This is a genomic window from Microcoleus sp. N9_B4, assembly GCF_036701635.1.
Lineage (GTDB): Bacteria > Cyanobacteriota > Cyanobacteriia > Cyanobacteriales > Microcoleaceae > Microcoleus.
This window is the reverse complement of sequence record NZ_JAUBRC010000024.1, coordinates 49,026-75,203: the sequence shown is the minus strand read 5'-3', so window position 1 is coordinate 75,203 and position 26,178 is coordinate 49,026. Positions and strand designations below refer to the sequence as shown.

The 26,178-nt window shown below is 43.6% G+C and carries 15 protein-coding genes and 1 pseudogene; 9 read left to right on the top strand and 7 right to left on the bottom strand.

The window, feature by feature from the left end; all coding sequences use genetic code 11:
* The first annotated feature begins 239 nt into the window (after positions 1-239).
* The 4 genes from QUA43_RS17355 (at position 240) to QUA43_RS17340 (ending at position 9,222) form a co-directional block, all read left to right on the top strand.
* The gene (locus QUA43_RS17355; protein ID WP_333375505.1) at positions 240-3,053 is read left to right on the top strand and encodes an ATP-binding protein; all 2,814 of its coding nucleotides are present in this window, start codon (positions 240-242) and stop codon (positions 3,051-3,053) included.
* Positions 3,050-4,930 carry an EAL domain-containing protein gene (locus tag QUA43_RS17350; protein ID WP_333375503.1) on the top strand — a complete coding sequence of 627 codons (1,881 nt, stop codon included), beginning with the start codon at positions 3,050-3,052 and terminating at the stop codon, positions 4,928-4,930. The genes QUA43_RS17355 and QUA43_RS17350 overlap by 4 nt, the downstream gene beginning before the upstream one ends.
* An 86-nt stretch (positions 4,931-5,016) precedes the next feature.
* Complete coding sequence (locus tag QUA43_RS17345; RefSeq protein ID WP_333375502.1) at positions 5,017-6,324, top strand: response regulator; 1,308 nt, start codon at positions 5,017-5,019, stop codon at positions 6,322-6,324.
* Positions 6,325-6,429: 105 nt separating this feature from the next.
* Complete coding sequence (locus tag QUA43_RS17340; RefSeq protein WP_333375500.1) at positions 6,430-9,222, top strand: ATP-binding protein; 2,793 nt, start codon at positions 6,430-6,432, stop codon at positions 9,220-9,222.
* 451 nt (positions 9,223-9,673) lie between these two features.
* Here the strand turns inward: QUA43_RS17340 and QUA43_RS17335 are convergent, their stop codons facing one another.
* The 6 genes and pseudogenes from QUA43_RS17335 to QUA43_RS17310 form a co-directional block, all read right to left on the bottom strand.
* Positions 9,674-11,362 carry a bZIP transcription factor gene (locus QUA43_RS17335; RefSeq protein WP_333375497.1) on the bottom strand — a complete coding sequence of 563 codons (1,689 nt, stop codon included), beginning with the start codon at positions 11,360-11,362 and terminating at the stop codon, positions 9,674-9,676.
* Between the two features lie 442 nt (positions 11,363-11,804).
* Positions 11,805-12,026: pseudogene (locus QUA43_RS17330) on the bottom strand (DNA-directed RNA polymerase subunit omega); the annotation flags it as partial.
* 123 nt (positions 12,027-12,149) lie between these two features.
* Positions 12,150-14,516: a transglutaminaseTgpA domain-containing protein gene (locus QUA43_RS17325; RefSeq protein ID WP_333375496.1), complete on the bottom strand. Its 2,367-nt coding sequence runs from the start codon at positions 14,514-14,516 to the stop codon at positions 12,150-12,152.
* Positions 14,517-14,871: 355 nt separating this feature from the next.
* Positions 14,872-15,942 carry a hypothetical protein gene (locus QUA43_RS17320; RefSeq protein ID WP_333375494.1) on the bottom strand — a complete coding sequence of 357 codons (1,071 nt, stop codon included), beginning with the start codon at positions 15,940-15,942 and terminating at the stop codon, positions 14,872-14,874.
* On the bottom strand, positions 15,935-17,116 hold the full coding sequence (gene hetZ / locus QUA43_RS17315) for a heterocyst differentiation protein HetZ (protein WP_333375491.1): 1,182 nt from the start codon (positions 17,114-17,116) through the stop codon (positions 15,935-15,937). Before hetZ ends, QUA43_RS17320 begins: the two co-directional genes overlap by 8 nt.
* A gap of 67 nt (positions 17,117-17,183) precedes the next feature.
* Positions 17,184-18,365 (bottom strand): RNA-guided endonuclease TnpB family protein, encoded by a 1,182-nt coding sequence (locus QUA43_RS17310; protein WP_333375488.1) that lies wholly within the window; start codon positions 18,363-18,365, stop codon positions 17,184-17,186.
* 1,054 nt (positions 18,366-19,419) lie between these two features.
* Between QUA43_RS17310 and QUA43_RS17300 the strand changes: the two genes are divergently transcribed.
* On the top strand, positions 19,420-19,959 hold the full coding sequence (locus tag QUA43_RS17300) for a Dps family protein (RefSeq protein WP_333375486.1): 540 nt from the start codon (positions 19,420-19,422) through the stop codon (positions 19,957-19,959).
* A 179-nt stretch (positions 19,960-20,138) separates the two neighbouring features.
* Here QUA43_RS17300 and QUA43_RS17295 read toward each other — a convergent pair whose 3' ends face one another.
* Positions 20,139-21,239: a glycosyltransferase family 2 protein gene (locus QUA43_RS17295; protein WP_333375483.1), complete on the bottom strand. Its 1,101-nt coding sequence runs from the start codon at positions 21,237-21,239 to the stop codon at positions 20,139-20,141.
* Positions 21,240-21,846: 607 nt separating this feature from the next.
* Between QUA43_RS17295 and QUA43_RS17290 the strand changes: the two genes are divergently transcribed.
* From QUA43_RS17290 to QUA43_RS17275, 4 genes are all read left to right on the top strand, one after another.
* Positions 21,847-22,878 (top strand): glycosyltransferase family A protein, encoded by a 1,032-nt coding sequence (locus QUA43_RS17290; RefSeq protein ID WP_333375481.1) that lies wholly within the window; start codon positions 21,847-21,849, stop codon positions 22,876-22,878.
* A gap of 128 nt (positions 22,879-23,006) precedes the next feature.
* Positions 23,007-24,458, top strand: a complete 1,452-nt coding sequence (locus QUA43_RS17285; RefSeq protein WP_333375479.1) for an NAD(P)/FAD-dependent oxidoreductase — start codon at positions 23,007-23,009, stop codon at positions 24,456-24,458.
* 24 nt (positions 24,459-24,482) lie between these two features.
* Positions 24,483-25,154 carry a nicotinamide riboside transporter PnuC gene (pnuC, locus tag QUA43_RS17280; RefSeq protein ID WP_333375477.1) on the top strand — a complete coding sequence of 224 codons (672 nt, stop codon included), beginning with the start codon at positions 24,483-24,485 and terminating at the stop codon, positions 25,152-25,154.
* Entirely contained in the window at positions 25,151-26,140 is a 990-nt protein-coding gene (locus tag QUA43_RS17275; protein ID WP_333375475.1) for an AAA family ATPase, read from the top strand. The genes pnuC and QUA43_RS17275 overlap by 4 nt, the downstream gene beginning before the upstream one ends.
* The last annotated feature ends 38 nt before the right edge of the window (positions 26,141-26,178 follow it).

Genomic DNA, 26,178 nt, shown 5'->3' with positions numbered 1-26,178 from the left:
CCTCTACTAGCTAATATTTAAAATGCAAATTTTTAGTATAATCTAACGAGTAAACTAAGTAAAACTGACTGGTGAAGAGAACGCAGAGTTTACCCCACCCCTCGAATAACATAACCAGGGTATAAAAACTGTAGCTTGTGTTACAGTTTTATACGCCCTTTTCTTTTAATTTATGACACCGCCAGCTCTCGACCGTCCCCGCTCAAAAAAAGGACGTTTATTCCCACTCCGCCTGATCTATGACACCGCCAGCTCTCGACCGTCCCCGCTCAAAAAAAGGACGTTTATTCCCACTCCGCCTGATCCTAGTGGGGCCATTTCTCCTGCAAATTTCCGCAGCAGTCGTGTTAACTGGATGGCTGTCATTTCGCAACGGACAACAAGCAGTTAATGACTTAGCTGCACAGTTATACGGAGAAATCACAGCACGCATTCAGCAACATCTAAATACGTATTTAGAAACGCCTCATTTGATCAATCAACTCAATGCTGATGCTATCCGCCTTGGCCAATTAAATCCCCAAGACTTCCGCAGCATGGAGAGCTACTTTTGGCAACAAATTCAGAGGTTTCCCACCGTTAATTACATTTATTTTTGGAACATCCAAGGAGAATCAATAGGAGCAGAGCGTCGGTCAGACGGAACCTTCAACATTGGTGTGTCAGAATACTCTAAAAACGGCAATTTAACCTTTTATGACTATACAACAAATAGCCAAGGCGATCGCACTAAATTGTTGTCATTAAATCCTGACTACAAAATTAAAGAGCAGGCTTTTTATCAAGTTGGTATGGTCGCGGAGAAACCTACTTGGACTCCACTATATTTATGGTCTGCACCTCGTCCCGAAGTCAGCACAGATGCCATACTTCCTGTTTACAACAAAGCCGGAAAATCAGTAGGATATCTGGGAGTATCCTTAGTAGTTTCAGAAATTAGTAAATTGCTTCGCAGTTTAAAGATCAGTCATTCAGCCGTAGCTTTTATTGTAGAACAATCGGGAGAAATAGTTGCTTCTTCAACACAAGAAAAAGCATTTATACAAAGTGCCGACGGCTCCGCAATCAAAAGACTCACAGCAGCCGAAAGCAACAACCCTTTAATTCGCGCTACAATGCAGCACTTATTAGCAAAAAAAATTAGCAACCTCACCCAAATCAAGAAAGCTTCACAGCTCGACATCTTTGAAATTAATGGAAACAGGCATTTTTTACAAGTAACTCCCATCTCAGATCGTGGTCTTGACTTCCTGATCGTCATAGTTGTTCCAGAATCCGACTTTATGGAACGCATTAATGCCAATACTAGGACTACCACTTTACTCTGCCTTTTAGCCTTAGCAATAGCCAGCTCTATTGGAATATTTACGTCCCGCTGGATTATCAGACCAATAATACAGCTATCCGATGCTAGCAAGCAGATAGCTAGCGGAGAACTTAACCAACAAATAGAAGTAGTAAACATTGCTGAATTTGATACATTGGCAAACTCTTTCAACCTGATGGTCAAGCAATTGCAAGAATCATTTACTGCTTTAGAAACAGCAAATAGCGACTTAGAAACTAGAGTAGAACAGAGGACGGTAGAATTAAAAGAAGCCAAAATAGCAGCCGACGTTGCCAACCATGCCAAAAGCGAATTTATCGCTAACATGAGCCACGAACTTCGCACTCCCCTCAACGGCATTTTAGGTTATGCCCAAATTTTGCAACGCTCAAATTCCACAGATGATAAAGTTAAAGACAGTCTTCGCATTATTTATCAGTGCGGCTCCCACTTGCTTACCTTAATTAACGACATTTTAGATATTTCCAAAATAGAAGCTCAAAAAATGGAACTTCAGACAACCGATTTTGATTTTCCTTATTTCCTGAGCGGCGTAATAGAAATATGCCGCATTAGAGCAGAACAAAAGGGAATTGCTTTTATTTACAAACCTGCGATCGCGCTTCCCCTTGCGATCCGCGCTGACGAAAAACGCCTACGGCAACTACTAATTAATTTAATCAGCAATGCCATCAAATTTACTGACTCTGGTAGCGTAACTTTTCAAGTAGAAGTAATAGAAAATAACGAGGATCAGGGGGAAAATCACCGCTTATCAACACCAATGACAATGACAAAAATTCGCTTTCAAATTGAAGACACAGGCATGGGCATTAGCTCCGATCAATTGGAAAAAATATTTTTGCCCTTCGAGCAGGTGAACAAAACCTCTGGAAACACTGAAGGTAGCGGATTAGGGCTAGCTATCAGCCAGAAAATAGTCCAAATGATGGGTAGTACCATAAATGTCAAAAGTCAGGCAGGACTTGGCAGCATTTTTATGGTAGATTTAGACTTGCTTAAACTTCCAGAATTAGCTGCATTTTTCTCAATAACGAACCGCAGAAATATAATAGGCATCATCGGCAGGCAGCCCACAATTTTAATAGTAGACGACAAGTGGGAAAATCGCTCGGTTCTTAGTAACCTGCTCTCACCAATCGGCTTTAAAATTATAGAGGCAAAAAATGGTCAAGAAGGTTTGGAAAAAGCCAAGTCCCAACCGGATTTAATTATCACTGATTTAGTGATGCCAGTGCTAGACGGTTTTGAAATGATTCGGCGCATTCGCGCGAACAACGAATTTAAAAATGTAGTAATAATAGTCACATCTGCCAGTGTATTTGAAGCCGACAAGTGCCAAAGTTTACAAGCTGGATGTGACGATTTTATGCCCAAGCCAGTACAAGTAGAAATCTTACTAGAGAAGTTAGAGAAACATTTACAAATAGAATGGACTTATGAAGAAGAAAAGACAGTAGTTAATTCTTTGCCTTCACCTTCACCTTCACCTTCCCTAGTAGCTCCTCCAGAACCAGAAATTGAAGCTTTATACGACCTAGCCATGAAAGGTCATCTACAAGGAATTATTAAGCGATCGGCAAGCATAGAACAAATGGATAAAAAATTCGCACCTTTTGCTAACAAGCTACGGGAATTATCTAAAGGCTTTCAAGAAAAAGCCCTGAAAGAGTTCATTAACCAGTATAGGATATCAAAGTCATGAGTCTTAAACTTGACAAAAAAGACATAATTTTGGTTGTAGATGACAACCCCAACAATTTAGCGGTACTCTCCGATTATTTAGAACAGGTTGGGTTTGAAGTCTGGGTAGCAGAAGATGGAGAAAGTGCTTTACAAAAAGTCGAATATGGATTCCCAGACATCATTTTATTAGATATAATGATGCCGCTGCTAGATGGATTTGAAACTTGCCGTCTGCTAAAATCTAATCATGCAACAAAGGGCATACCCGTAATTTTTATGAGCGCCCTTTCTGAAACAGTTGATAAAGTCAAAGGTCTGTCTTTAGGTGCTGTCGATTACATCATTAAGCCATTTCAGCAGGAAGAAATATTAGTCAGGCTGAGGCTACACTTAAAAATGAGTTGTTTGACTAAGACAATGGAAGAAAAAAACTTGCTGTTGAGCGAGTTGACTTCTGACTTAGAACACCGAGTAGAGGAACGAACGGCTGAACTAAAAAGTGCGTTACAGGAATTGCAAGGAGCTTATTTAGAGGTATTAGCAAAAGAAGACAAATTGCGCTACGATGCTTTTCACGACTCTCTGACCGACCTCCCTAACCGAGCTTGTTTTATCCAGCGCCTAAAGCGCGTAATTGAGATTGCGAACCTGAGTTCTGATTACTTATATGCAGTGCTGTTTATCGACCTAGACCGCTTTAAAGTTGTTAATGACAGCTTGGGACACTTAATAGGAGATGAATTACTGAAAAGTGTCGCCAAAAGGCTGAAACTTTGCGTATCAGAAACCTATACAGTTGCGCGTTTAGGAGGCGATGAATTTATCATATTGCTCGAAAATATTACAGATGCCAACGAAGTTATAAGTGTTGCCGATCGCATCCTCGCAAACTTAAGAAAACCGTTCGCTGTTGATAAATATGAAATATTCACAGGCGCTAGTATTGGCATCACCTTCAGTACGATGGGTTACGATCGCGCCATTGATGTACTCAAAGATGCCGATGTTGCAATGTATCAGGCTAAAAGCCAAGGCAAAGGACGTTATGAAATATTGACAAAAGCGCTCCAAACTCAGGCTGCAATGCGCTTGCAGCTTGAAAATGACCTGCGAAAAGCAATAGAATTAGAGGAGTTTTGCCTTTACTACCAGCCAATTTTATCGCTCTCTACAGGCGATATTTTAGGCTTTGAAGCGTTAGTGCGTTGGTATCGCGCTTCTGGCGAATTAGTGCCTCCTGCGAAATTTATTCTCCTTGCTGAAGAAATTGGAGCGATCAACTCTCTTGGCTGGTGGGTTTTTCAGGAAGCTTGCCGCCAACTCCAGTTGTGGCAGCAGCAGTTTCCCCAAGCTATTGATTTGACAATGAATGTGAATGTTTCGCCAATTCAGTTAAAACAAGTTAATCTAGTTGAAAGGATGCAAGAAATTGTCGAAGATATTGGCATTTCATGTGGTTGCTTGAAACTAGAAATTACTGAAAGCTGCTTTTTAGAAGCATCTACCTATGAAGTAACAATCCTGAAGCAACTAAAAAATCATGGTATAAAGTTGTGCATCGACGACTTTGGGACTGGCTATTCTTCTTTAAGCCGTCTGCACGAGTTTCCTATTGATACCTTAAAAATTGACCGTTCTTTTGTTAGCCGCATTAACGCCGGGAAAAGCGATGAAGTTGTGGAAACAATAGTGACACTTGCTCACAGCTTGGGCATGGATGTAGTAGCAGAGGGAATAGAAACGTTAGAACAGTTAGAAAAATTGCGTTCTCTTGGTTGCGAACGGGGTCAGGGCTATCTATTCTCTAAGCCTGTAGACAGCCAAACGGCAACGCAACTATTGCTAAACAATGTTAAACTGTTGCCTTCAGTTTTACTACCATCCTTAATGGCTTAATGCTAATTTTTACCTGAGTTGATTGCTCTAATTTCATCAGTAAAAAATTTAATGTCCTTGATTACTTAATACAGGAGAAACAAGAAATGAACGCAGAAACCGAAAAAAAAGATATTATTTTAATCGTCGATGACAACTCAAATAACTTAGGGATACTTTATGATTTGTTAGATAATGCGTCCTTTGAAGTTTGGGTGGCACAAGATGGAGAAAGTGCTATAGAAAAAGTGGGCTATTCACTCCCAGATTTGATCTTGTTAGATATAATGATGCCAGGGATAGATGGGTTTGAAACTTGCAGTCACCTGAAAACAAATTCATTAACTAGGGGCATTCCCGTAATTTTTATGAGTGCTCTGTCTGAGGCCGTTGATAAGGTTAAAGGTCTGTCTTTAGGGGCAGTAGATTACATAACTAAGCCGTTTCAACAAGAAGAGGTGTTAGCTCGGATTCAATTGCAGTTAAAATTGAATTATTTGACTAAGAAAATTGAAAAGCAAAATCAGGAATTAGAGCAGCGGGTTGAAGAGCGAACGGCTGAATTATCCCGCACTTTGCAGGATTTAAAACAAGCTCAAGTTCACTTAGTGCAAACCGAAAAAATGTCTAGTTTGGGGCAGTTAGTAGCTGGCGTAGCTCACGAAATTACCAATCCCGTTAGTTTTATTTTCGGCAATCTCAACCACGCTTCTGAATATATCACACACTTGCTCAGCCACTTAGAAGTCTATCATCAACATTATCCTAATCCAGTGCGGGAAGTTTCCGATCATGCTGAGGAAATTGAGCTGGATTATTTAATTGAAGACCTGCCAAATATGATTAATTCAATGAAGGTAGGAGCCGAAAGAATTAGCAATATTAGTGTATCTTTGCGAAATTTCTCCCGAACGGATACGTCAACTAAGGTAGCGGCAAATATTCACGAAGGGCTAGACAGTACCTTGTTAATTTTGCGGTACAGGCTGAAAGCTTGTGGCAATAGTCAGGCTATTGAGATAGTTAAAGAATACGGTAACTTGCCGCTAGTTGAATGCTATCCGGGACAAATTAATCAAGTTTTTATGAATTTAATTGCCAATGCAATTGATGCTTTGGAGGAGAAAACAGGTGAGGCGGTACGAAATCCTACGATTTCAATTCGCACAGAATTAGTCAACGACAATTTTATCCGAATCAGAATTGCTGATAATGGCCCTGGGATACCGCAGCCGGTGCTGTCTAAGTTATTTGAAGCTTTTTTTACCACAAAACCAACTGGGAAGGGGACGGGGTTGGGATTGAGTATTAGTTATCAGATTGTGGTGGAGAAACACGGGGGTCAACTGAGTTGCTCTTCAGTACCCGGTCAGGGAACAGAGTTCTCTGTGGAAATACCAATAAAGCAGTCATAGATTGTAAGAAATCTTCATTCAATTTTTCAAGTTAATGTTATGTGAGATACGTTACCGATAGGATATCGGCAGTTATAATAAGGAACTTGGTGGGTTAAATCTGTTATGCGCCCAAAAGCCGATCGCTTTCAAAAATTTCCCCTGCGTGGAGTTCTGGTCATCCCTTTTGTCCTACAAATCTTCGCGGCTGTGGGGCTTGTGGGGTGGCTTTCCCTACGCAACGGACAGAAAGCTGTTAACGAGGTGACCGCAGAGTTGCGGAGTGAAATTAGCGATCGCATCTCCGAACGCCTTCAAGCTTATGTAGCTACTGCCCACTTGGTTAATCAAGTCAATGCTAATGCTATTAGCTCAGGTCAAGTAGACGTAGAAAATGCTCGCAGTCTGGAACTCCACCTATGGAATCAACTTCAAGCCTTTACCACAGTTTCTTTTAATTTTTACAGTAGCGCTTCAGGCAAAGATTTTTTCCTAGCTAAACGTATAGATAACGGTGAGTTTCAGGTGGGGAGCATGAATAGCTTAACTGCCGGAAAGTTGTATAACTATTTGACAAATAAAGAAGGAAATAGAGGCGAGTTACTGCGAGTTACTACCAACTACAATCCGCGATCGCGGCCTTGGTATACGGCTGCTACGAACGCAGGCAAACCGATTTGGAGTGAAATTTACGCTGATTTTAGAAGTAAAGAACTGGGGATCACAGCCGCGCAGCCTTTATACGACAAGTCTGGCAATCTTCAAGGCGTACTTGGCACTTACATCCTCTTCCTTCCTTTTAATAAATATCTCAACCGCTTGAAAATTGGTCAGTCGGGGCAAGCATTCATCATGGATCGGGAGCAAATGCTGGTGAGTACCTCAACCCTCGATCCCGTATTTGTGATTAAGGGTGAAGAAACAGAGCGAATTAAAGCCTCATTAAGCAATAATTCCTTAATTAAACTAACAGCAAAGAAGTTACAAGAACGCTTCGGCAACCTGCACCAAATTAACAGCAGCCAACAACTTGATTTTGAGAGGGACGGGAGGCGAGAATTTATTCAAGTAACTCCTCTGCGCGACGATCGGGGTTTGGACTGGCTAATTGTAGTCGCCATCCCTGAAGCCGACTTTATGGATAAAATTAATGCCAATACCAAAACTACTATTTTGCTGTGTCTTTCAGCATTAGTATTAGCTATCACTCTCGGAATTTTCACTTCTGGCTGGATAGCCAACCCGATTCTGCGTTTGAGGGATGCAAGTAGGGCGATCGCTAACGGCGATTTAGAGCAAAAAGTTGAGGTAAATGATATCGAAGAACTGGGCTTGCTGGCCAATTCGTTTAACCAAATGGCTAGTCAGTTGCGCGAGTCTTTTACCGCCTTAGAAAAAACTAATAGTGAGTTAGAAATCCGTGTCGAGGAACGCACAGCAGAATTAAAAGAAGCTAAAGAAAATGCGGAAGTAGCCAACAAAGCCAAGAGCGAATTTTTGGCGAATATGAGCCACGAGTTGCGAACGCCACTCAACGGTATTTTGGGGTACGCTCAAATTTTGATGCGATCGCCCATCTTTCCAAAAACAGAACTCAAATCTATTAACATCATTTACCAATGCGGCTCCCACTTATTAACGCTGATTAATGATATTTTAGACTTATCGAAAATAGAAGCTAGAAAAATGGAACTACATCCCACAGAATTCCATTTTCCTTTGTTTCTTCAAGCAGTCAGCGAAATCTGTAGCTTAAAAGCTCAACAAAAAGGCGTGTCTTTTATTTGCCAATTTTCCCCATCACTTCCAAACAGCATTCAGGCGGACGAAAAACGGCTCAGGCAAGTGTTGATTAACCTTTTGGGCAACGCAATTAAGTTTACCGATGCTGGCAGCGTAACGTTTAAAGTCGGGGTAGTCGAGTCAGTAGCGCTTCAATCTGAATCGACTGGACTAAGTGCGATCGACAAAATCCGGTTTCAAATCGAAGATACAGGGGTGGGGATGAGTACCGAACAAATACAAAAGATATTTCAACCCTTCGAGCAAGTAGGCGACACGGGTCGCATGGCAGAAGGAACGGGATTGGGATTAGCAATTAGCTTCAAAATTGTCCAAATCATGGGCAGTAGCATTCAAGTCACCAGCAAGCCACAGGCAGGGAGTCAATTCTGGTTTGATTTGGATTTGCCTTGTAGCGCCGAATGGAAGGCTGCACTTGTCGTTAAATCAAAAGGAACAATTGTTGGCTATCAAGGCAGCAAGCGGAAAATTCTGGTAGTTGATGACAGGTGGGAAAATCGTTCTGTGATTGTTAATTTGCTCTCACCTATGGGTTTTGAAGTTTCTGAAGCTGCCAATGGACTTGAGGGGTTAGAGAAAGCTCGCTCGTTAATTCCCGATGCGATTATCACCGACTTGGTAATGCCAGTAATGGATGGGTTTGAGTTAATGCGACAGCGGCGCGAATTGCCCGAATTAAAAAATATGGTGGCGATTGTTTCCTCTGCTAGCGTATTTGAAACTGACCAGTATAAGAGTTTGGCTGCTGGCGCTGACGCTTTTCTTCCCAAACCCGTTCAAGCCTATGAGCTGTTTGAATTGTTGCACCAGCATTTAGGGTTAACTTGGGTGTATGAAGAGTTGGCAAATTTGTCGCCTGCTGTCCCTCGAAAGGGCGAACAAAATAGTCAGGTTGCCCGGGCAGATTCACTATTGCCTCCTCCAGCGGAAAATATTGAAATTTTGCACGATCTAGTAATGAAAGGCAACTTGAAAGCAATTATCGAACAAGCTGAGAATTTAAAAAAATTGGATGAGAAGTTTATTCCTTTTGCCGAGCGGGTGTGTGAATTAGCTAAAGGGTTTCAAGAAAAACAGTTAAGGTCATTGATTAGCCAATATCAGAGGGGGAAGTGATGCGCGATCGCCTCCTAGATTGAAAAAACCACTTTGAACTGACTTGCTACCTGACGATATTGCTAACCAAAAATACTTTTACCCAATCCCCTAAAATTATGAAAACCTATCTCAATCAATCACTAAAAAGAGAATTAGTTAGTTTACTTATTCTGCTTGCTCTTTTTATTCTATCATTTGCGCTGGTAGTTTATCAACTTATTTCAGAAATTCATGTAGGGATAGATTTTGCCCAAAAAGTATCCGCTCAATAAATCGGGGTAACAGTAAAAAAAGAAGGTTCACAATCTAGGGACAGCATGGTAGAATATGACATATTATTAATCATAAAATCAAGAATGTCATAGTCTTTTTTAGCCACTAAAGTCACAATTAACCGTGGGTTTATACGACACTTACTACAGGAATCAATGGCCAATAATTCAGAGCCTTTATATTTTTTTGAATTTCTTCAATCAGACCAGGACACACCCAGAGAATAAACCGAAGATTGTTGACGAATAATCGTCCCTAGAGATGGAATATTTCCCAGGTAAGAAATACGGTCGTGCATATATTCAAAAAAGCTAATTCCTAATTTGCGGGTAGTCGCCACCAGAGACATGAAAACATCCATCGCCTTAGTTCCTTCACAAGTTTGGGTTGCATAACTAATATTTCGTCGCTGCACGATTGTTCTAGCAGCTAATTCTGCCGGGTTATTATGTAAAGGTAATTCCGGATGCTCCAAAACTAAAAGCAACTCAGATATTTTACTCAAAGTTAATTTTTTTCGTTCATCTAATTGTTCATAACCAGAGGGACTGCCAAAAATTTCCCAAAAATTTGATTTGAGTCTGAGCTTCTCTAACCCAGATGGAGAGTTTTTGTAAGCTAATAATTCTCGGTAGTAATCCCAAAAATCATCAAGAAACTTGTCTAACTTTTTTTGATGACAAGTAACAAATGGACTTAACTTTTTATAATGTCTTGCTTCATGCACCCAACATAAAGATAAATCATCTGTGAGTAATTTAAACTGGGGTGCATCATCAGTCACCAGAGTTTTTATTACCGGAATCTGGGATTGCTGAGCATAAAAAGCAATCGCTGCTGCCTCTAAAATCCTGGTACGATGTTGAGAGCCTACAGCACCCAGATTTTGATTCAGCAAGGAGTTAAACTCATCACCCTTCAACGGAATTTCTCTTAGCAATCCTTTAATTTGATGGCTCCACTTCTGGGGTACATTGAACTTATCTAATAGCTGGTAAGTAAGTGGAGATAGAATAAACTCAAGTTCTGGGTTGTTCTGTAATACTCCAAGTACGCTTAATCGGTCTTTTCTTAAGGTTGTAGAATAAACTGTATATAATGGGTTGCAAATTATATTTGTAGTGTGATTTACTCCTTTAACACGCGCACTTGTTTGGTCTAAGTGTTGCCAAGGGCTACTTGCTAATCCGGATACATACATTTCGTTAAATTCTGATTCAAACTTTGATGATTTTTTTACCAGCAGATTTGATAAATAACCGGCTGACATTGAAATCCCCATATTGCTTAAAAAATCTAATAGCTTCCCTTGAGTCATGTTTCCCCCGTAATACAGGCTCATAACTAACGCTTTTACTCCGGGGCCAAACTCTCCATCATATCCGGATGGTAACGGTGAAACGTATGTTTTCTTTTCTGAAGGTGAGTAATACTTCTCTTTCCGAAATAACACGTTATCTGTTTTCAGTAAAATGTCTTGAACTATTACCTCTTCATAACCCTTAAATTCTGAATCGAATGGTAGTTCTGCTTCAGGATACTCCAGGATTTTTTCTCGGTCAACTTTGACCAGAGCATTTTTACTACTTTTAATGTGCTTTTTTGGTGCTTTTCGCTCTTTTTCGGATGAGTAGTTCTCTTTTAACTTTTTCGCTCCATTAGCTTTGACCTCTGGTTTGCCTTGTTCTCCTTTCAGGCGATTGTTTTCGGATTTTAATCTTTGATTTTCTGACCTTAATTCTCTGGTTTCTGCTTGTAATTGCTCTACAAGGTTCAGCAATATGGACACTGTACGACGACGCAATGATTCGTCAGCAATTGCAGATGGGTCAAGGCTTTGCAGTAAGGTCTCTACTAATTTTTGAGGAGATGATTCTTGCGTCATGAATCATATTCTACCATGCTGTGCCTAGATTGTGAACCTTCTTTTTTGCTGTTACCCCGATTTATTGAGCGGATACAGCAATTTCATAGGGAGATTTGTCTCGGTAGCTGTGCTTTAGCCTTTTAACAGACGATTCAGATGCAGCAAAATTAATTTCACCAATAGATTCACCAATCCAATTAACTAGACTATTCCAAGCATTTGAATTAGATTCTTGCTTGAGTTGTCGTAGTTGAGGATTAGCATTGACTTCAGTATTTATTTGAATAATTTGTTCGCTGGTTTGTGGCGATGATGTTGTATTGGTCGGCGATGGTGCGGGTGTTGATGCGGGTGTTGGTGCGGGTGTTGGTGCGGGTGTTGGTGCGGGTGTTGGTGCGGGTGTTGGTGCGGGTGTTGGTGCGGGTGTTGGCGATATTCCTTCAAATGAAGGTTCAATAAATTCACCAATAATCTCTGGGCTGGTCAGTTCATCTGACATCTCGAAAATTGCTCGCATTACTGGCTTCATCTGGTGGTCATCCATACTGTCAAATTCCTCATACCGACGGCGCTTGGCACGGTTAGCAACTTGAACAGTAATGCGGTAGCGATTGGAAGATGCCGCCATCAACTCTTCAGCACGTCGGATGAGTTGAGAGGAATCAAATGTAGGACGTTTCATAATTGAGTACCTTCTGGTGCAAATTTACAAGTATAAGGAGGGTTACTTATTAAGATTAAATAAGAGCTAGTCGAACTTCTCAACAGGGTAGGCAAGCCACGCTTTTTTTCCTACCCTTATCGCCTAAAACCAGCGCTTTTTGAGTTTCTTCAAGTGCGATCGCCTCAAATTTTCCACCAACTGCCGCAACTGGCCCACATTTCCCGCTTCGTCGCCATACTTCCAACGCACGTAAGCTTGCGAAACTTCATCAATCACCTCAGCTTCATCAGTTGCATGATTACCGCGCATTGCCTCAGCATACTCCAAAGGCGTTTGAGCTTTCTGCTTGGCGAAACCCCTACTCGCCAAATCCTTCAACATTTCCTGATAAACCCCCTCCACAGGCGGCAACTTCGCCAGCCAGCGGCGGTGGCGCCACTTGCGCCACAGTTGCCAAATTAACCAGCCAATAAAGCCAAAGCCGATCGCAGCAATCAAACCAGTAAATAACCCCACCCAACCCTTAGCAAACTGTCCCAGAAACCAGCCCAAAATCAAAGTTATCCAGCCAATTACAAAACCTATGACTGAATCGAGCCCGCTTCTGAGAGGAGTCGGTAGCCAACCCGCGATCCACTTCCAAAACGATTCGATCGCACTAAAAGTCTGGTTGTCTTCCACCGAAGCCGGAATCAGCGGATAACCGGGAATCGGATTAAAAGCAAACCAGCCGTTATTGGGAAAATATACCTCCGTCATCAAAAAAGCGTCGGTATTTTTCACAACATACAAACCCGTAAACGGGTTAAATTCCCCCGTATCGAAACCCCCCGCCAGCCGCGCCGGAATCCCGATCGACCTCAGCATAATTGTCAATACCGTCGAAAAGTGGTCGGGATATCCGCCAGTAACTTTTTGGCCGCCCTGGGTGTTTTTGTAGCCAAACAGAAAACCATTGACTAAATCTTCACCTTCTTCTAAGTAAGGCAAAGCTTTTTCTATTTTGTAATTCGGATTTTGCTTTAAATATTGAGCCAAATACAAAGCTTTTTCGTAAGGAGAATCGATCGGTCTGTCCGACTGAGATACTCTAGTTCTTGCTGCCAATATTTCTTCAGTTTTTTCTCGCACCTTCTGGGCAATTTCCGGCGGCACATCCAAATAAAACTTGCGAATATTTTTCGGGTAATTAGTACCCGTTTTCCCCAACAAAGAGCGATCGCGAAAAGGCACATTAGAAATCACCGTATAAGTCAAACCCTCCGCCAATTCCACAGGCGATCGCAAACCCCCCTCCGCATCAACCGCCACCTCTGTCGTCGGAAAATAAAGTTCCCTCGGCTTGTTTAAAGCCGGAATCAAATTCGGCAACTGAGCAACAATAGTATAACTTTGAATCACCTCTTGAGTGCGAGGCGCATTGGGAAAAGGATTCAAATAAAATTGATAAGACCACCTAGGTCTATTCACCTTAAAAGCGTCGTCGTTGCGAGAAATTTCCCAACCCTGACCGGTGTATTTGTCGAAGCCCAACACCCGCCAAAAACCCGCAGCCTGCGATCGCACCCGCATCACCACTTGAGGTTTCATTTCCCCCCGCAAATTTTGATTAATGCGCTGATTGAAACCGTAATAAAAAGTAGAGTCCACCTCTCCTGGCCCAGAGTCTGGGTTTCTCCCCCTTCCTCCGCCAGTTCCTTTTTCATTTCCCCCTCTAACATACCCCGGATTCAGAATGCTGCGCGAGTCAAACTCCCCCTGATATTCAATAGGAGCACTCACGGGAAAAGTCCGCAACTGATAGCCAGGGAGGCGCGGCAAAAACGCAAAAATAGTCAGCCCCAACCCGACAGTTATCAGCAGCAGCCAAGCAAAATTCTTTGGGGATAAAGTAGCAGCAAATAGCGACAGGCTTTCATTTTTTCCTTTACCTTGTGCTTTTTCGCCCATGGCTTCTGGCTTCAAAAATCCCAAGCGCGATCGATAATCCAACACTAAAGTCGGAAGTGCTAAAGCCAAAAACACCAACAACAGCGGCCCAAAAGTCAAGGTTTGGCTAAGAGTCGCTGCTACCCCTAACAAAATTAGCCCGATTACCATCGAATAGCCTAAATCCTTGCGGCGAGGCAAATCGAAACTGTGCAGCACTTGAAGTTGGATTAACAGTTGCGCCAAAACTAACCGCGTATCGTTCAATTCTCCCACCAAGCGGCTAAAAAAAGCGAACAGCGCCACCAGCATTCCAATAGCTATGCAGAACTTAGCAGCTACATTGCGATCGCGGCGGCGGTACCAACTCCAAGTTGCTCCCACAATACTAACAGGCACAGCCCACAGGTTCTGGGCTTCTTCAGCAGCAACATCAGTAGCTACAATTCCCACAATTACCAACAACTGAACTAGGATTCGCAGCAGTAAAGAATCCTCAATCACCGGCGGAGGCATCGCCTCAATCTGCTCCCACAGCTTACCCAAAACAGGTATATTTCGCAGGTTATCAGTTGTCATGTGCACCCATCCAACTATTTTAGATTTTAGATTTTAGATTTTAGATTGAATCCACAGATTAATCTGGGTTTTACCTAATATCTAAATCTTATTTCTCTGTCAAACGATTGTAGATTGTAGATTTTAGATTTAATCCACAGATTAATCTGGGTTTTACCTAATATCTAAATCTTATTTCCCTGTCCTTAGATTTTAGATTGAATCCACAGATTAACTTCACAGATGAATCTGGGGGCTTGAACTAAGATCTAATTTTTTTCGCTTTCCACGACAGAAGTCGAGGGATTGCATTTGTTTTTGTGTGAGGTCAAACCACAGAGTAAAAACCTAAATTATTTACTCTAATTAAACCTTTCTAGTTGCTATCTTGTCCTGCCAAAATTGGACGAATAGCAAACATCAAAGGTCTATTCTCGAAGTTTTGGAATCGAACTTCTAGGGCATAAGTCTTGTTCGGTTGTGGGTCAAACAACTCCACACTTAAATGCCCGGAATTCGGACGATGTGCAGTTGCTTCGGCATCTCCTCCCTTGAGTTCCAAACTTCCTGCCCCCGGAAACTGGCACTCAACTCTTAAACACGGCATTGGCTGTTCTCTGTTGGGGTTCGAGAGGTATTGAGCCTCCAGAGTCAGCGAACCCAAACCAGTCAGCCACTCCCGCGAAACCGGCGGCTGATTCACAGGACAATCCAAAGTTAGAGACTCAATGATTTCCTTGGCGGCCAACAGCGACAGCACCATTTGTTGATCGGTACTGGCTGCTTCGTAATTCGGGAAATCTTCTAAATCTAGAAGTCCCCGCAAAGAACCTCGGAGCACTAAACCAGCTAACTCGTTGAGTTCCTGAGACTGGCCCGGAAATAAGCCATCTACAGCGCGAACTAACTTCGAGCCTTGCCGCAGCGACGACATTACCAGTTCCTGACAAGGTTCTAGCAGTTGAGCAAAAACCCCTTGGGCGATCGGAATTGGCAGGCGGCCCCACCTGATATTTTGTAGTTGGGGAGTCCAGAGATGTAGGGGGGGAACCCATTGCGGGGCTACATCGTCTGGGTAATCGTGGTCGTAGCTTTTGAATTCTGTTTCCCAGGGGAACAGCGGCGGGTTAGATTCAATTTCGGCTCTAAGCCTTTCTTTTAACAAGGTCTGAAAACGGTCTTGCACGGTCGGTATTTCTCCAATTGTCAGCGGTTGTGCGGGTGCATTGTTGTGCGCCCCCACTTGATAGTCCAGCGGGTCTGGTTCGTCCCATTCCCAGTATTCCACCCCGGAATTGTCTTCTGTGTCGCCCCACTCTTCTGAGCGAGGGGATGGATTGAGGTTTTCCTCATCTTCGTTAGAGGTATTCGCGATCGGCGCCTGCAATATCCAGTCTAAAAAATGGCGATCGAAAGCCTCTGCATCCCTGTTCGTTTCGTTATTCATCACTAGATGCCCCTTCTCCGGAATCTGAACGATTTCGCAATTCCCACGCAAGTTCCAGCAATTTAAACCACCGCTTCTGTACCTGGGCTACCGTGCTGCCCAGGGTTTGGGCGATCGCTGACTCTGACAGACCCTGTTGTTTCAACTTTAGCAAACGCTGTCCCTCTGGGCCAATTTGCTCGCCAAAAGCCTGCCACTGAGAAGGCAGCAAACCCAAATTGCGGTCTAAGTCTGCTTCCAGCCACTGGTGAACGAGTTCCCAGCGGTGCGACATGGCGAACCTGAGCAAATGGTACTTGAAGCGCTGCTGCAAATAATCTCTTTGGCGGGGAGTTATGCCCAGAAGCGACTCTATTTCATTAGTCGGTAAGTCTTGCAAGCGCAGTACGAAGTAATCGGCGCAGTCTTGTTGATTGCGCTCTTTCAAGTAAGCCACTAATTCGTCAATCACGTTTTGCCGCAGAGATTCTGACTCGTCGCCTTGGGGGCGAATTGCAGCGGAACCCTGTCCGGCCATCGCTTCCCGCACGGAGTGCACCGAGGTGTCGTTCCAAGTTTGGTCGGAATCGGAAGCCCCTCCGTCGGCGGCTTGTTCCATATCTACGGAGGTTTCTTTGGGCTGCTGCTGGGAAAAGGTTTGGGCCCGTAAAATAATTAGTTGCTGGCTGCGGTTCCGAGGTAAAGGAATGCGCCGCTTGCCGAAGCGCTCTACAAAGGCCATGTACTCTGCTAGTTCTAAGCGAGTGCGGGGACTGTAGGTAGGTGGCAGTTGGGTTTCACGCCGGAATGCCTTTAAAGCTTCGAGATAAAATCCTTGCAAAAAATCTTTGATCAGTTCTACTCGCGCCTGATAGCTAGACTGCACCTGCGGAGGGGTGATGTAGCGATAGACGATCGCGCTGAGGGTACTGTGCAATTCTACTCGCCCGGGCCCGGAGCCTAAATTGTAATAGTGGAGGCATTGTTGCAAGCGGTGCTGAGCGAGGCTCTGGGCTGAACCTTCTATATCTCCGGAGGCTTGAATCCGCTGGCTTTCAGTGCATATCCTGTTGACTTCTGCTGCGAGTCGCCCTGCTACATCTTGGCAGTTCTGCTCAGACGCGCGAGTGGACTTTTTAAGTTCGTCTAACAGCCGTTCAAATATGGTTTCCACGCTCTGGCAGATTTCCCGCATGATGGTTTACAGCTAACATTGACATCCACCCCGGCGTAAACGCACGGGGATTCCTAAGACTCACGACTTAGGTTTCTGCTTCCGTCCCTGACGGGGATTTCGCACCAGCCTTAACAGATTTACTCTGTTCTGGTCTTACGGTCGCTCCACAGACTGACACGGCAAGCCCTGCCGCCAAAATATTTTTTGCCGCATTAATATCTCGGTCATGGTGAGTGTCGCAATTAGGACAATCCCATTCCCGGATATTCAACGGCATCTTGTTAACGATGTGTCCGCAATTACCACACCGTTTTGAACTCGGAAACCATCGGTCAATCTTAATTAAAGTACGACCGTACCAATCGCACTTGTAGTCAAGTTGTCTGACTAATTCCCCCCAACTTGCATCACTTATAGAAGCGGCAAGTTTGGGATTTTTAATCATATTCTTCACAGCTAAGTCTTCTACGGCGATGGTTTGGTTTTCACGCACCAACCGCGTTGTTAACTTGTGAAGACTATCTTTCCTTGCATCAGTGATTTCTTGATACACTTTCGCTACTTTAAGCCGTGCTTTGTGACAGTTGTTTGACCCTTTCTGTTTCCGGCTTAAAGCTTTCTGCGCTCTTAAGAGTTTGCGATACTTTGCCTTGAATCCTTTGGGATTGGCAATCTTTTCGCCAGTGCTTAGAGTGAGCAAGCTTGTAACTCCCAGGTCGATACCGACTTGATTATCTGTTTTGGGTAATGCTTCAATTTCAACATCCACCAGCAGAGAAACTGACCACCTACCTGATGGTGCAAGCTTCACGCTTAAGCTTGATGGTGTTGCACCATCAGGTAGTGTCCGGCTCCAGCGAATTGGTAACGCTTGTGTGCTTTTTGCTAGGTAGACTTGTCCATCTCTGAACTTAAATGCTGACTTGGTAAATTCTGCACTACCACCATTGCGTTTCTTTTTGAAGTTAGGATATTTGGCCCGCCCATCAAAAAAGTTGGTATAAGCCGTTTGTAAATGTCTCAAACATTGCTGCAATGGCACACAGCTAACTTCATTGAGAAAATTCAACTCTTCTGTTTTCTTCCATTCGGTTAACATTGAAGAAGTCTCAGCATAGCCTACCCGTTTCTGTTCTTCGTACCAAGCTTCAGTTCTTGTGGCTAAAGCACGGTTGTAGACCAAACGAACACAACCCAAAGTACGTCGCAACAAACTTTCTTGTTCCGGCGTTGGGTAGAATCGATAGCTGAAGGCTTTTAGTGTCATACTTATTTTAAGTACACCATTTCACATACTAGCACGTCTTGGGTGAAATGGTAGGTATTAACAAAAATTCATGTAAAGCCGTCCTAGAAGGACGGGGTTTCAAACCCAAATTTCTGATGAAAGTAGCACAGTTAGTAAAAGTATGGATCAATCTTTCCTACGGCTACTTTAGCCCGTATTCCCCACATAGGAAAAACTGTAATGCCCTCGATCTCCTCCTCGCTGCAAACGCTGAGGACTGCTTTTTTTAATCTGTCCTGACACGCCATCCGCCAAAAACCAGGTTTCAACAATTGTCACTGCAACGATGGTTCATCAGAGGGTCTGGTTTGACAAAGCCTTCATGCACCTGCGGGCCCAAAACGCGGCACTGCGGTTGATACCTTCGGCTTAGTGGTGTGGTGGTCACAGCAGCAAGTGTTCCTGAAGGTGAAGCGAGCACAAAACTTCTCCCGACCGTCTACCAGATGGGACAAAGGGTTTCACGGCTGTATTTAATCTGGGTCTTCCGCCACTTTTGCCATAAAGTTTCGACGGCGATCGCCCGTCTGTTTCTTGGCAGCATCCTTGAACGTCTATCTAACGGTTTGACTCAATATCATTTCTAGTATCCCAATCACACAGATCAGAACCGCTCATGTCCGAAAATCTGTTTCCTAGCCTTCTAGGATAAATGGGGTTATATTTAATTGCAAGTCCGTTATGCCGTCATTTAAACCCGCCCGCACAATTAAGTGTGTGTGATGTTCCTTACCTTCGGCACCTTGGGCATAAATTCCTTGATTTTTACTAACAATCAGAGTGCAGCCTTTTTATATAGCGGGATTGAGCGGGCGATCGCCTGCCGCCCAATCGGTGTGATCGCCAAACAAAGGCGCTTCGGAACAATAAGTTTGATTGCATCTATCTAAGGGTATCAATATTGCAATTACTTTAACCTGGAAAGCAGATATTTTACTAAATTTGACTCGTCTTCGATCGTCCTCTGGGTTGATGTAAGTGGCGGGCGAAATTTGTTCTAATAGTAAAGTTAGATTTGAAGGAACAATTTTCTATGCGTAAGTTAAACATAGGTCTATCTGACGAGCAGCGTGCAGGCGTTATCGAACTATTGAATCACGACCTGGCAGATGCTTATCTGCTGTTAATCAAAACCAAAAAGTATCACTGGGATGTAGTGGGCCCGCAGTTTCGATCGCTCCACCAGTTGTGGGAAGAACACTATCAGGCGTTAACATTAAATATCGATGCTATGGCTGAACGGGTGAGAACTTTAGGTGGCTATCCCATTGGTACTGCTGAGGGTTTTCTGAAGTATGGCTCCATTCAAGAACATATCGGCGATTTGCCTTTGGCTACGGAAATGGTAGCGCGTTTAGTTGATGACCACGAACTGATTATTCGCAATCTCCGCAAACACGTTGAACAGTGCGGTGAAGAGTTTAAGGATGATGGAACCGCAGACTTTTTGACTGGTTTGATGGAACAGCACGAGCAAATGGCTTGGATGTTGCGCTCGTTTATTGAAGGGGAATCTATTTCGCCCGATGGTAAGCAGCCGCAAGCTCAAACTGCTACAGCTTCTCACGCTTAGAGAGATTAAGTAGACGGAAGAAGGAAGAAGGAAGAAGGAAGAAGGAAGAATGGAAAATTTAGATTTTTTTATTTAACCCTCTTTCCTGATTCTCGATCTAGCAAGCTGGCATAATTAAACACCCTCTCGCTTCCTCAAAAACCCGGTTATTCAAAAAACCGGGTTTTTCAATGTCGGGTTTATTTAGATTTTAGATTTCCTAAAGTGTTGACTCGCATTCTTTCATATACTTGCGAGGGTAACATTCTGTGAGCCTTCGTCCGCGTCTCAATCCTAGCAAGTGTCGTCCCTTCACTCGATTCAGATGCTGGTTTTAACTCTAACCCTGATTCAGTTAGCGGTATAACTATTATTTTTAATATACTTTCTATAAAGAGCAGATACAAATTATGGCGCAAAAGTGCCATTGATAAATCTTCTTTGAAAGCTCGATACAACCAAGATAATGTACTGCGGTGATTGCCGCTGCGGTTGCTTTTGACAGCTAAGTAAATGTAAAAATTGCTGCTAGACCAGCGATAAATGCTACTGGGAATTTCGGGATGTTGCTGCCGGACATCGGCCATAATTAAAGAGTGAGATTTTGCCATTGCTGCATAGTTGCTAGACATACTGCTGGCAATCTGCCGATAGCCAACTAAGTATTCTGGTACGACTTTAAATTGATAATGTTCGGCTATGCGGAGGTGAAGTTCCCAGTCTTCGCAGCCTTGAGCGTTTTCTAGTTTAAGTTGGCCGTTGTAACCGCCGACTTTTGCAAAACAAACGCGGCGGATTAGAGATGAGCTGGCATTGCCTATAAAATATTTATAAATTAATGCTGTGTAAACTTCTCCTTCGATGGTGGAGTTATAAAATCCACCTGTGAGCAAGTCTTTTTCATTTATATCAACGGACCAGGAATAGACAACTCCGACAGATGGTGCTGAGGAATTCAGGCAGTTAACTTGTTTTTCTAGGTTTTGCGGATACCAAATATCGTCGGCATCGATGGGAGCAATGTATTCGCCTTTTGATTTTTCAATTGCTAGGTTGCGGGCGACGGCGACGCCGGCATTTGATTGGTGGAATAAGCTGACTCGGCTATCTTTTTGAGCAAAAGATTGGACGATTTCGGCTGTTGTATCTGTAGAGCCGTCATCAACTACTAAAACTTCTATGTTTTGATAAGTTTGAGATAAGACAGATTCTAAGGTTTTAGCAATAAAATTGTCAGCGTTGAAAGCTGGTATGATGACTGAAACTAAGGGCTGATTTAAAGTGTTTTGGGAGGTGTTCATGTAATAAAAAAAATGGTTTACGTAAAAGTTTTGGTTCAAAGGGAGCTAGCTAAGGGTATGTTAGCAAATTACTAAAGCTCGATCGTACAGCGTCGGAAATTTTAAGACGTATATTTAAAATATATTGCCAAAAGTCATAAAATGTGAATTGAGTCCGCTGTCGCGATCGACACTTGGTGCAGGAGTCACTCGCGGATGAGGTCTGTAAAAGAAATTGTACCGCGCAAGTCCTGACAGTTCCCGGGTATCCGTAGAAATTATGTTTGATTTTATACGGTGTACTTACTTATAAAATCACAGTCTTGTGCGGTACAACACAGCCGCACAAAAATGCTGCGGGTGCTTTTTCGCAAGTTTACACAAACAATCCTATATTTAAAGATTTTGTAAAGCTGTTGTCTGCATCAGGTCAGTCTCAGCAAGATATGGCGTAGAATACAGGTATGAATTGGGGAAAATCCAATCGAGAATGCCAGCAAAAAATCTAGTTGAATACAAACAGCAATCGAGTTATAAATAAAAAAGTAGAGCTAATTTTACCCTTCGTAAAGTAGCAACAATAAAATTCCAGCAAATTTTAGCCCCTGCAATTTCAACAATTTAGGTAATGATTTCTACCGCCGATCCCACTGTATCCGTTATTATCCCAGTCCACAACGGGGGCGCATACTTCCGCACCTGTTTGTCAAAACTGGCTCAAGCTGTGCCCAGGCCGATCGAGATTATTGTAGTAGCAGATGGCGAAAGTGACGGTTCTTGGCGTCTTGCCAAGGAATTCGGTGCCAAAGTCATCAGGATTCCCGAATGCGGGGGGCCAGCGCGGGCAAGGAATTTGGGTGCCCAAGCTGCAAAGGGAGATATTCTGTTTTTTGTGGATGCTGATGTCGCTGTTTGTCCAGAAGCTGTGGGCTATGCGATATCGGTGTTCAAAAATAATCCCTACTTAGCTGCTTTCATTGGCTCTTACGACGATGCTCCTGGAGATCCTGATTTTCTATCGCAGTACAGGAACTTGCTGCACCACTACGTGCACCAAACAGGTAACGAAGAAGCTTCGACTTTTTGGGGCGCTTGCGGAGTGATTCGTCGGGAAATTTTTTTGCAAATGGGTGGCTTTAATGAGAGTTACCGCCAAGCTTCGATCGAAGATATTGAGTTCGGCTACCGTTTGAAACAAGCAGGTTATAACATTCGGCTGTGCAAAACATTGCAGGTGAAACATTTAAAGCGGTGGAAACCTATGGGTATGGTGAAAGCTGACTTTTTCTACCGAGCACTGCCTTGGACAGAACTGATTTGGCGCGATCGCCAATTGAATAACGACCTCAACTTGCAAGTTTCAAACCGCATCAGCGTGATTTTAACTTATGCAGTGCTGCTGGCAATTTTGGGAACCTGCTGGTCGCTGAGCTTTCTGCTACTGGCTGGTTTGCTGGCCATACCGCTGGTAGCAATTAATGCACCGCTTTACCGATTTTTTCACCGTAAACACGGTATCCTATTTGCCCTGAAAACTATTCCGTGGCACTGGCTTTTCTACTTTTACAGCGGACTGGCATTCGCGATCGGCACTGGTCGCTACTTATACCAAAAAAAGCCTGTGACTGGCAAAGTTAGCTTGCCGGTATCCGCTCAATAAATCAAGGCAAATTGTGCTTAAACATCAGGTCGATCGATAGTTTCTCAGGGTATTCACGGGTGCATCTATCCCTTTGACAAGTTATAAATAACTGTAGAGTTTCGATAAAAAAGCTGGAGGTAGGCTGAGTGAAACATTATCCTGTTGCGATCGTCGGTGCAGGTCCTGCGGGCTTGACTGCTGCCTACGAGCTCGTCAAGCAAGGCATCATCCCTGTTGTACTAGAAAAAGGTGATAAAGTTGGGGGAATAGCTCGCACCGAAACCTACAAAGGCTATCGTTTCGACATTGGCGGCCACCGCTTTTATACTAAAGTTGAAGCCGTACAGCAGTTGTGGCAAGAGGTACTGGGTAATGAGTTTATTAAAGTGCCACGATTGTCGCGAATTTTTTATCGAGGTAAATTTTTTAACTATCCGATCAGTGCCTTCAATACTCTCTTTAATTTGGGCATAATTGAGAGTATGCTGATTATTTTGAGCTATCTGAAAGTGAGAATTTGGCCACTTACGGAAGAAAAAACTTTTGAACAGTGGGTGATCAATCGTTTTGGCGAACGGTTGTATAAAACATTTTTTAAGACTTACACTGAAAAAGTTTGGGGCATTCCTTGTTCGGAAATTCAAGCAGATTGGGCGGCGCAACGGATTAAAGGATTGTCGCTGACGACTGCAATTATTAATGCTTTGTTTGGCAGCAACGACACTAAAACATTAATCAAAGAGTTTGATTATCCGGCTTTGGGGCCGGGGATGATGTGGGAAAAGTTCGCGGAAGCTGTGGAGAATAAAGACGGCAAAGTTTATCTCGATACTAAAGTGATTAGCTTTGAGCGGGAAGGTAATAAGATTAAAAGTATTACTGCGGAGCAAAACGGAGAATTAATTCAATATTCGGCGGATAATTTCATTACGAGTATGCCGATATCGGCGCTGGTAGCAAGAATGAAACCGCAGCCCCCCGAAGAGGTATTGCACGCCGCGCGATCGCTCAAATATCGAGATTTTTTGATTGTAGCGCTGATTGTCGATCGCAAGGATTTATTTCCTGACAACTGGATTTACATTCACTCCCCCGAAGTCAAAGTGGGACGAATTCAAAACTTTAAGAATTGGAGCGCCGCTTTAGTTCCCGATGTCAGCAAAAGTTGTTTAGGAATGGAATATTTCTGTAGCGTAGGCGACGATATTTGGGAAATGTCGGACGCGGAACTTGTCGAATTAGCAACTCGCGAGTTGGTTGGTTTGGGGTTAGCAACAACGGCTGATGTGGAAGATGGAGTTGTCATACGGCAACTTAAAGCTTATCCAGTTTATGATGGGGAATATCGAGGACACTTGCAGGTACTTGAAGGTTTTTTGAAGGGATTTGAGAATTTGCAGACGATCGGGCGAAATGGTATGCACCGATACAACAACCAAGACCATTCTATGCTGACGGGGATGCTGGCTGTGAGAAATATTCTCGGCGAAAAGCACGATTTGTGGGATGTGAATACTGAGCGATCGTACTATGAAGATTTTAGTGTCGATCGCTCAAAGGACAAAAAGGATTCGGATTTGATTTCGCAGTCAATATAGCCAGCCGACGGGATAGGGATTGCCATGAAAAAAGCGAACCTGCCAAACTTAATCGGCTTCGCAGCAAGCATCTTCGTGCTCCTGCTTTCAGTGCAGTGGTTTGTCCCTATCCAACTCGACTTAATCGAAGCGATAGCCGCGATCGCTTCTGCTTGGAGCGTTTGGCTGCTTGCTAAAAACAATCCCCTAGGCTGGTGGATCGGCTTAATCGGAGTTATCGCCTACGCTGCGGTGTTTTATCAAGTTAAACTTTACGGCGAAGTTGCGCTTCAATCCTTCTATTTAATCACGAGCTTGCAAGCAATTTATATTTGGCTGCGGGGTGGCGAAAACAGCAGAGAAAAACCTGTATGTCGCATGGATCAACGCTGGCTCATCCTCACCGCAGTCTTAGTTACAGTAGGCGTATTTGGCTTGCGAACAGTATTAGTATATTTGGGCGGTGCAGCACCATTTTGGGACGCTCTGACGACCATCTTAAGTGCGATCGCCCAGTTGTACCTGATGGAACGCTATCTCGAAAGCTGGTATTTGTGGATTGTTGCAGACACGATTTACGTTCCCTTGTATGCCTCGCGGGGGCTGTATCTGACGAGTATTTTGTACGCGATATTTTGGTTGATGGCAATTTACGGACTGCAAAATTTTCAGCGGATTTACTCGGAACAAAAGTTAAAACAGCAGCAATCTTTATGATCCTCGGTGTTACTGTAGGCAAATTTTACCCATTCCACAAAGGACACGACTACTTAATTCGAGAAGCTAAAAAAAAGGTTGACCATTTAATCGTTCTCGCCTGTTACAAAACAAATCAAGCAGTTGCAGGAAACGTTAGAGCCGACTGGATTCGGTTTTTGCATCCCGACGCAGAAGTTATCGAAGTGCTCGACGATTTACCGGAAGCCCCCGAACCTTGGGCTCACAGGACTCTGGAGGTGCTTTCCGGGCGAAAACCCGATATCGCTTTTACTTCAGAAGATTACGGCGAACCTTGGGCAAAACTGATGGGAGCTCAACACTTTGCAGTCGATCGCGAACGGCTCAAATTCCCGATTTCTGGAACGCAATTGCGATCGCACCTAGCCGAACACTGGCAAATGCTGACTCCCCCAGCCAAAGCCTACTTTGCCAAACGAGTCTGCGTGGTGGGTGTAGAATCGAGCGGCACGACTACCCTAGCGCGATCGCTCGCACAACACTACCAAACTGCTTGGGTTCCCGAATACGGCCGCTGTTACTGGGAAGGTAGGCAATATTCCCCCGATCCTGAAATTTGGGACAGCTATGAATTTGTAGAAATTGCCAAAAAACAAGCTGCTATAGAAGACGATATTGCTACTCGCGCTAACAAAATCGTTATTTGCGATACAGATTCTTTAGCTACTTGTATTTGGCACAAACGTTACCTTGGTTCCGAACACCCGATGGTCGAAAAAATTGCAGACAGCCGCCGCTACGATTTGTATATTTTGACTCAGCCGGATTTCGGGTTTGTTCAGGATGGAACGCGAGAAAGCGAACATTTACGAATGACTATGCACCAACAGTTTGTTGAGGTTCTTCAGCAGAAAGGAAAGCGGTATATTACTGTGGGAGGAACGCACGATTTGCGAATGTCGGAGGCTCTGCGGGCGATGGATGCACTGTTGGTGTTTGAACCGTTAAAGGAGCTAGAGAATTAGGAATAAGTGGAGTGCGAGCGCGCACCTTTTATTGGCGG

What these genes read in the sequence shown, in the direction of transcription:
- QUA43_RS17355 (WP_333375505.1), top strand. Translation starts at nt 240, where the DNA reads ATGACACCGCCAGCTCTCGACCGTCCCCGCTCAAAAAAAGGACGTTTA.
- QUA43_RS17350 (WP_333375503.1), top strand. Translation starts at nt 3,050, where the DNA reads ATGAGTCTTAAACTTGACAAAAAAGACATAATTTTGGTTGTAGATGAC.
- QUA43_RS17345 (WP_333375502.1), top strand. Translation starts at nt 5,017, where the DNA reads ATGAACGCAGAAACCGAAAAAAAAGATATTATTTTAATCGTCGATGAC.
- QUA43_RS17340 (WP_333375500.1), top strand. Translation starts at nt 6,430, where the DNA reads ATGCGCCCAAAAGCCGATCGCTTTCAAAAATTTCCCCTGCGTGGAGTT.
- QUA43_RS17335 (WP_333375497.1), bottom strand. Translation starts at nt 11,362, where the DNA reads ATGACGCAAGAATCATCTCCTCAAAAATTAGTAGAGACCTTACTGCAA.
- QUA43_RS17325 (WP_333375496.1), bottom strand. Translation starts at nt 14,516, where the DNA reads ATGACAACTGATAACCTGCGAAATATACCTGTTTTGGGTAAGCTGTGG.
- QUA43_RS17320 (WP_333375494.1), bottom strand. Translation starts at nt 15,942, where the DNA reads ATGAATAACGAAACGAACAGGGATGCAGAGGCTTTCGATCGCCATTTT.
- hetZ (WP_333375491.1), bottom strand. Translation starts at nt 17,116, where the DNA reads ATGCGGGAAATCTGCCAGAGCGTGGAAACCATATTTGAACGGCTGTTA.
- QUA43_RS17310 (WP_333375488.1), bottom strand. Translation starts at nt 18,365, where the DNA reads ATGACACTAAAAGCCTTCAGCTATCGATTCTACCCAACGCCGGAACAA.
- QUA43_RS17300 (WP_333375486.1), top strand. Translation starts at nt 19,420, where the DNA reads ATGCGTAAGTTAAACATAGGTCTATCTGACGAGCAGCGTGCAGGCGTT.
- QUA43_RS17295 (WP_333375483.1), bottom strand. Translation starts at nt 21,239, where the DNA reads ATGAACACCTCCCAAAACACTTTAAATCAGCCCTTAGTTTCAGTCATC.
- QUA43_RS17290 (WP_333375481.1), top strand. Translation starts at nt 21,847, where the DNA reads ATGATTTCTACCGCCGATCCCACTGTATCCGTTATTATCCCAGTCCAC.
- pnuC (WP_333375477.1), top strand. Translation starts at nt 24,483, where the DNA reads ATGAAAAAAGCGAACCTGCCAAACTTAATCGGCTTCGCAGCAAGCATC.
- QUA43_RS17275 (WP_333375475.1), top strand. Translation starts at nt 25,151, where the DNA reads ATGATCCTCGGTGTTACTGTAGGCAAATTTTACCCATTCCACAAAGGA.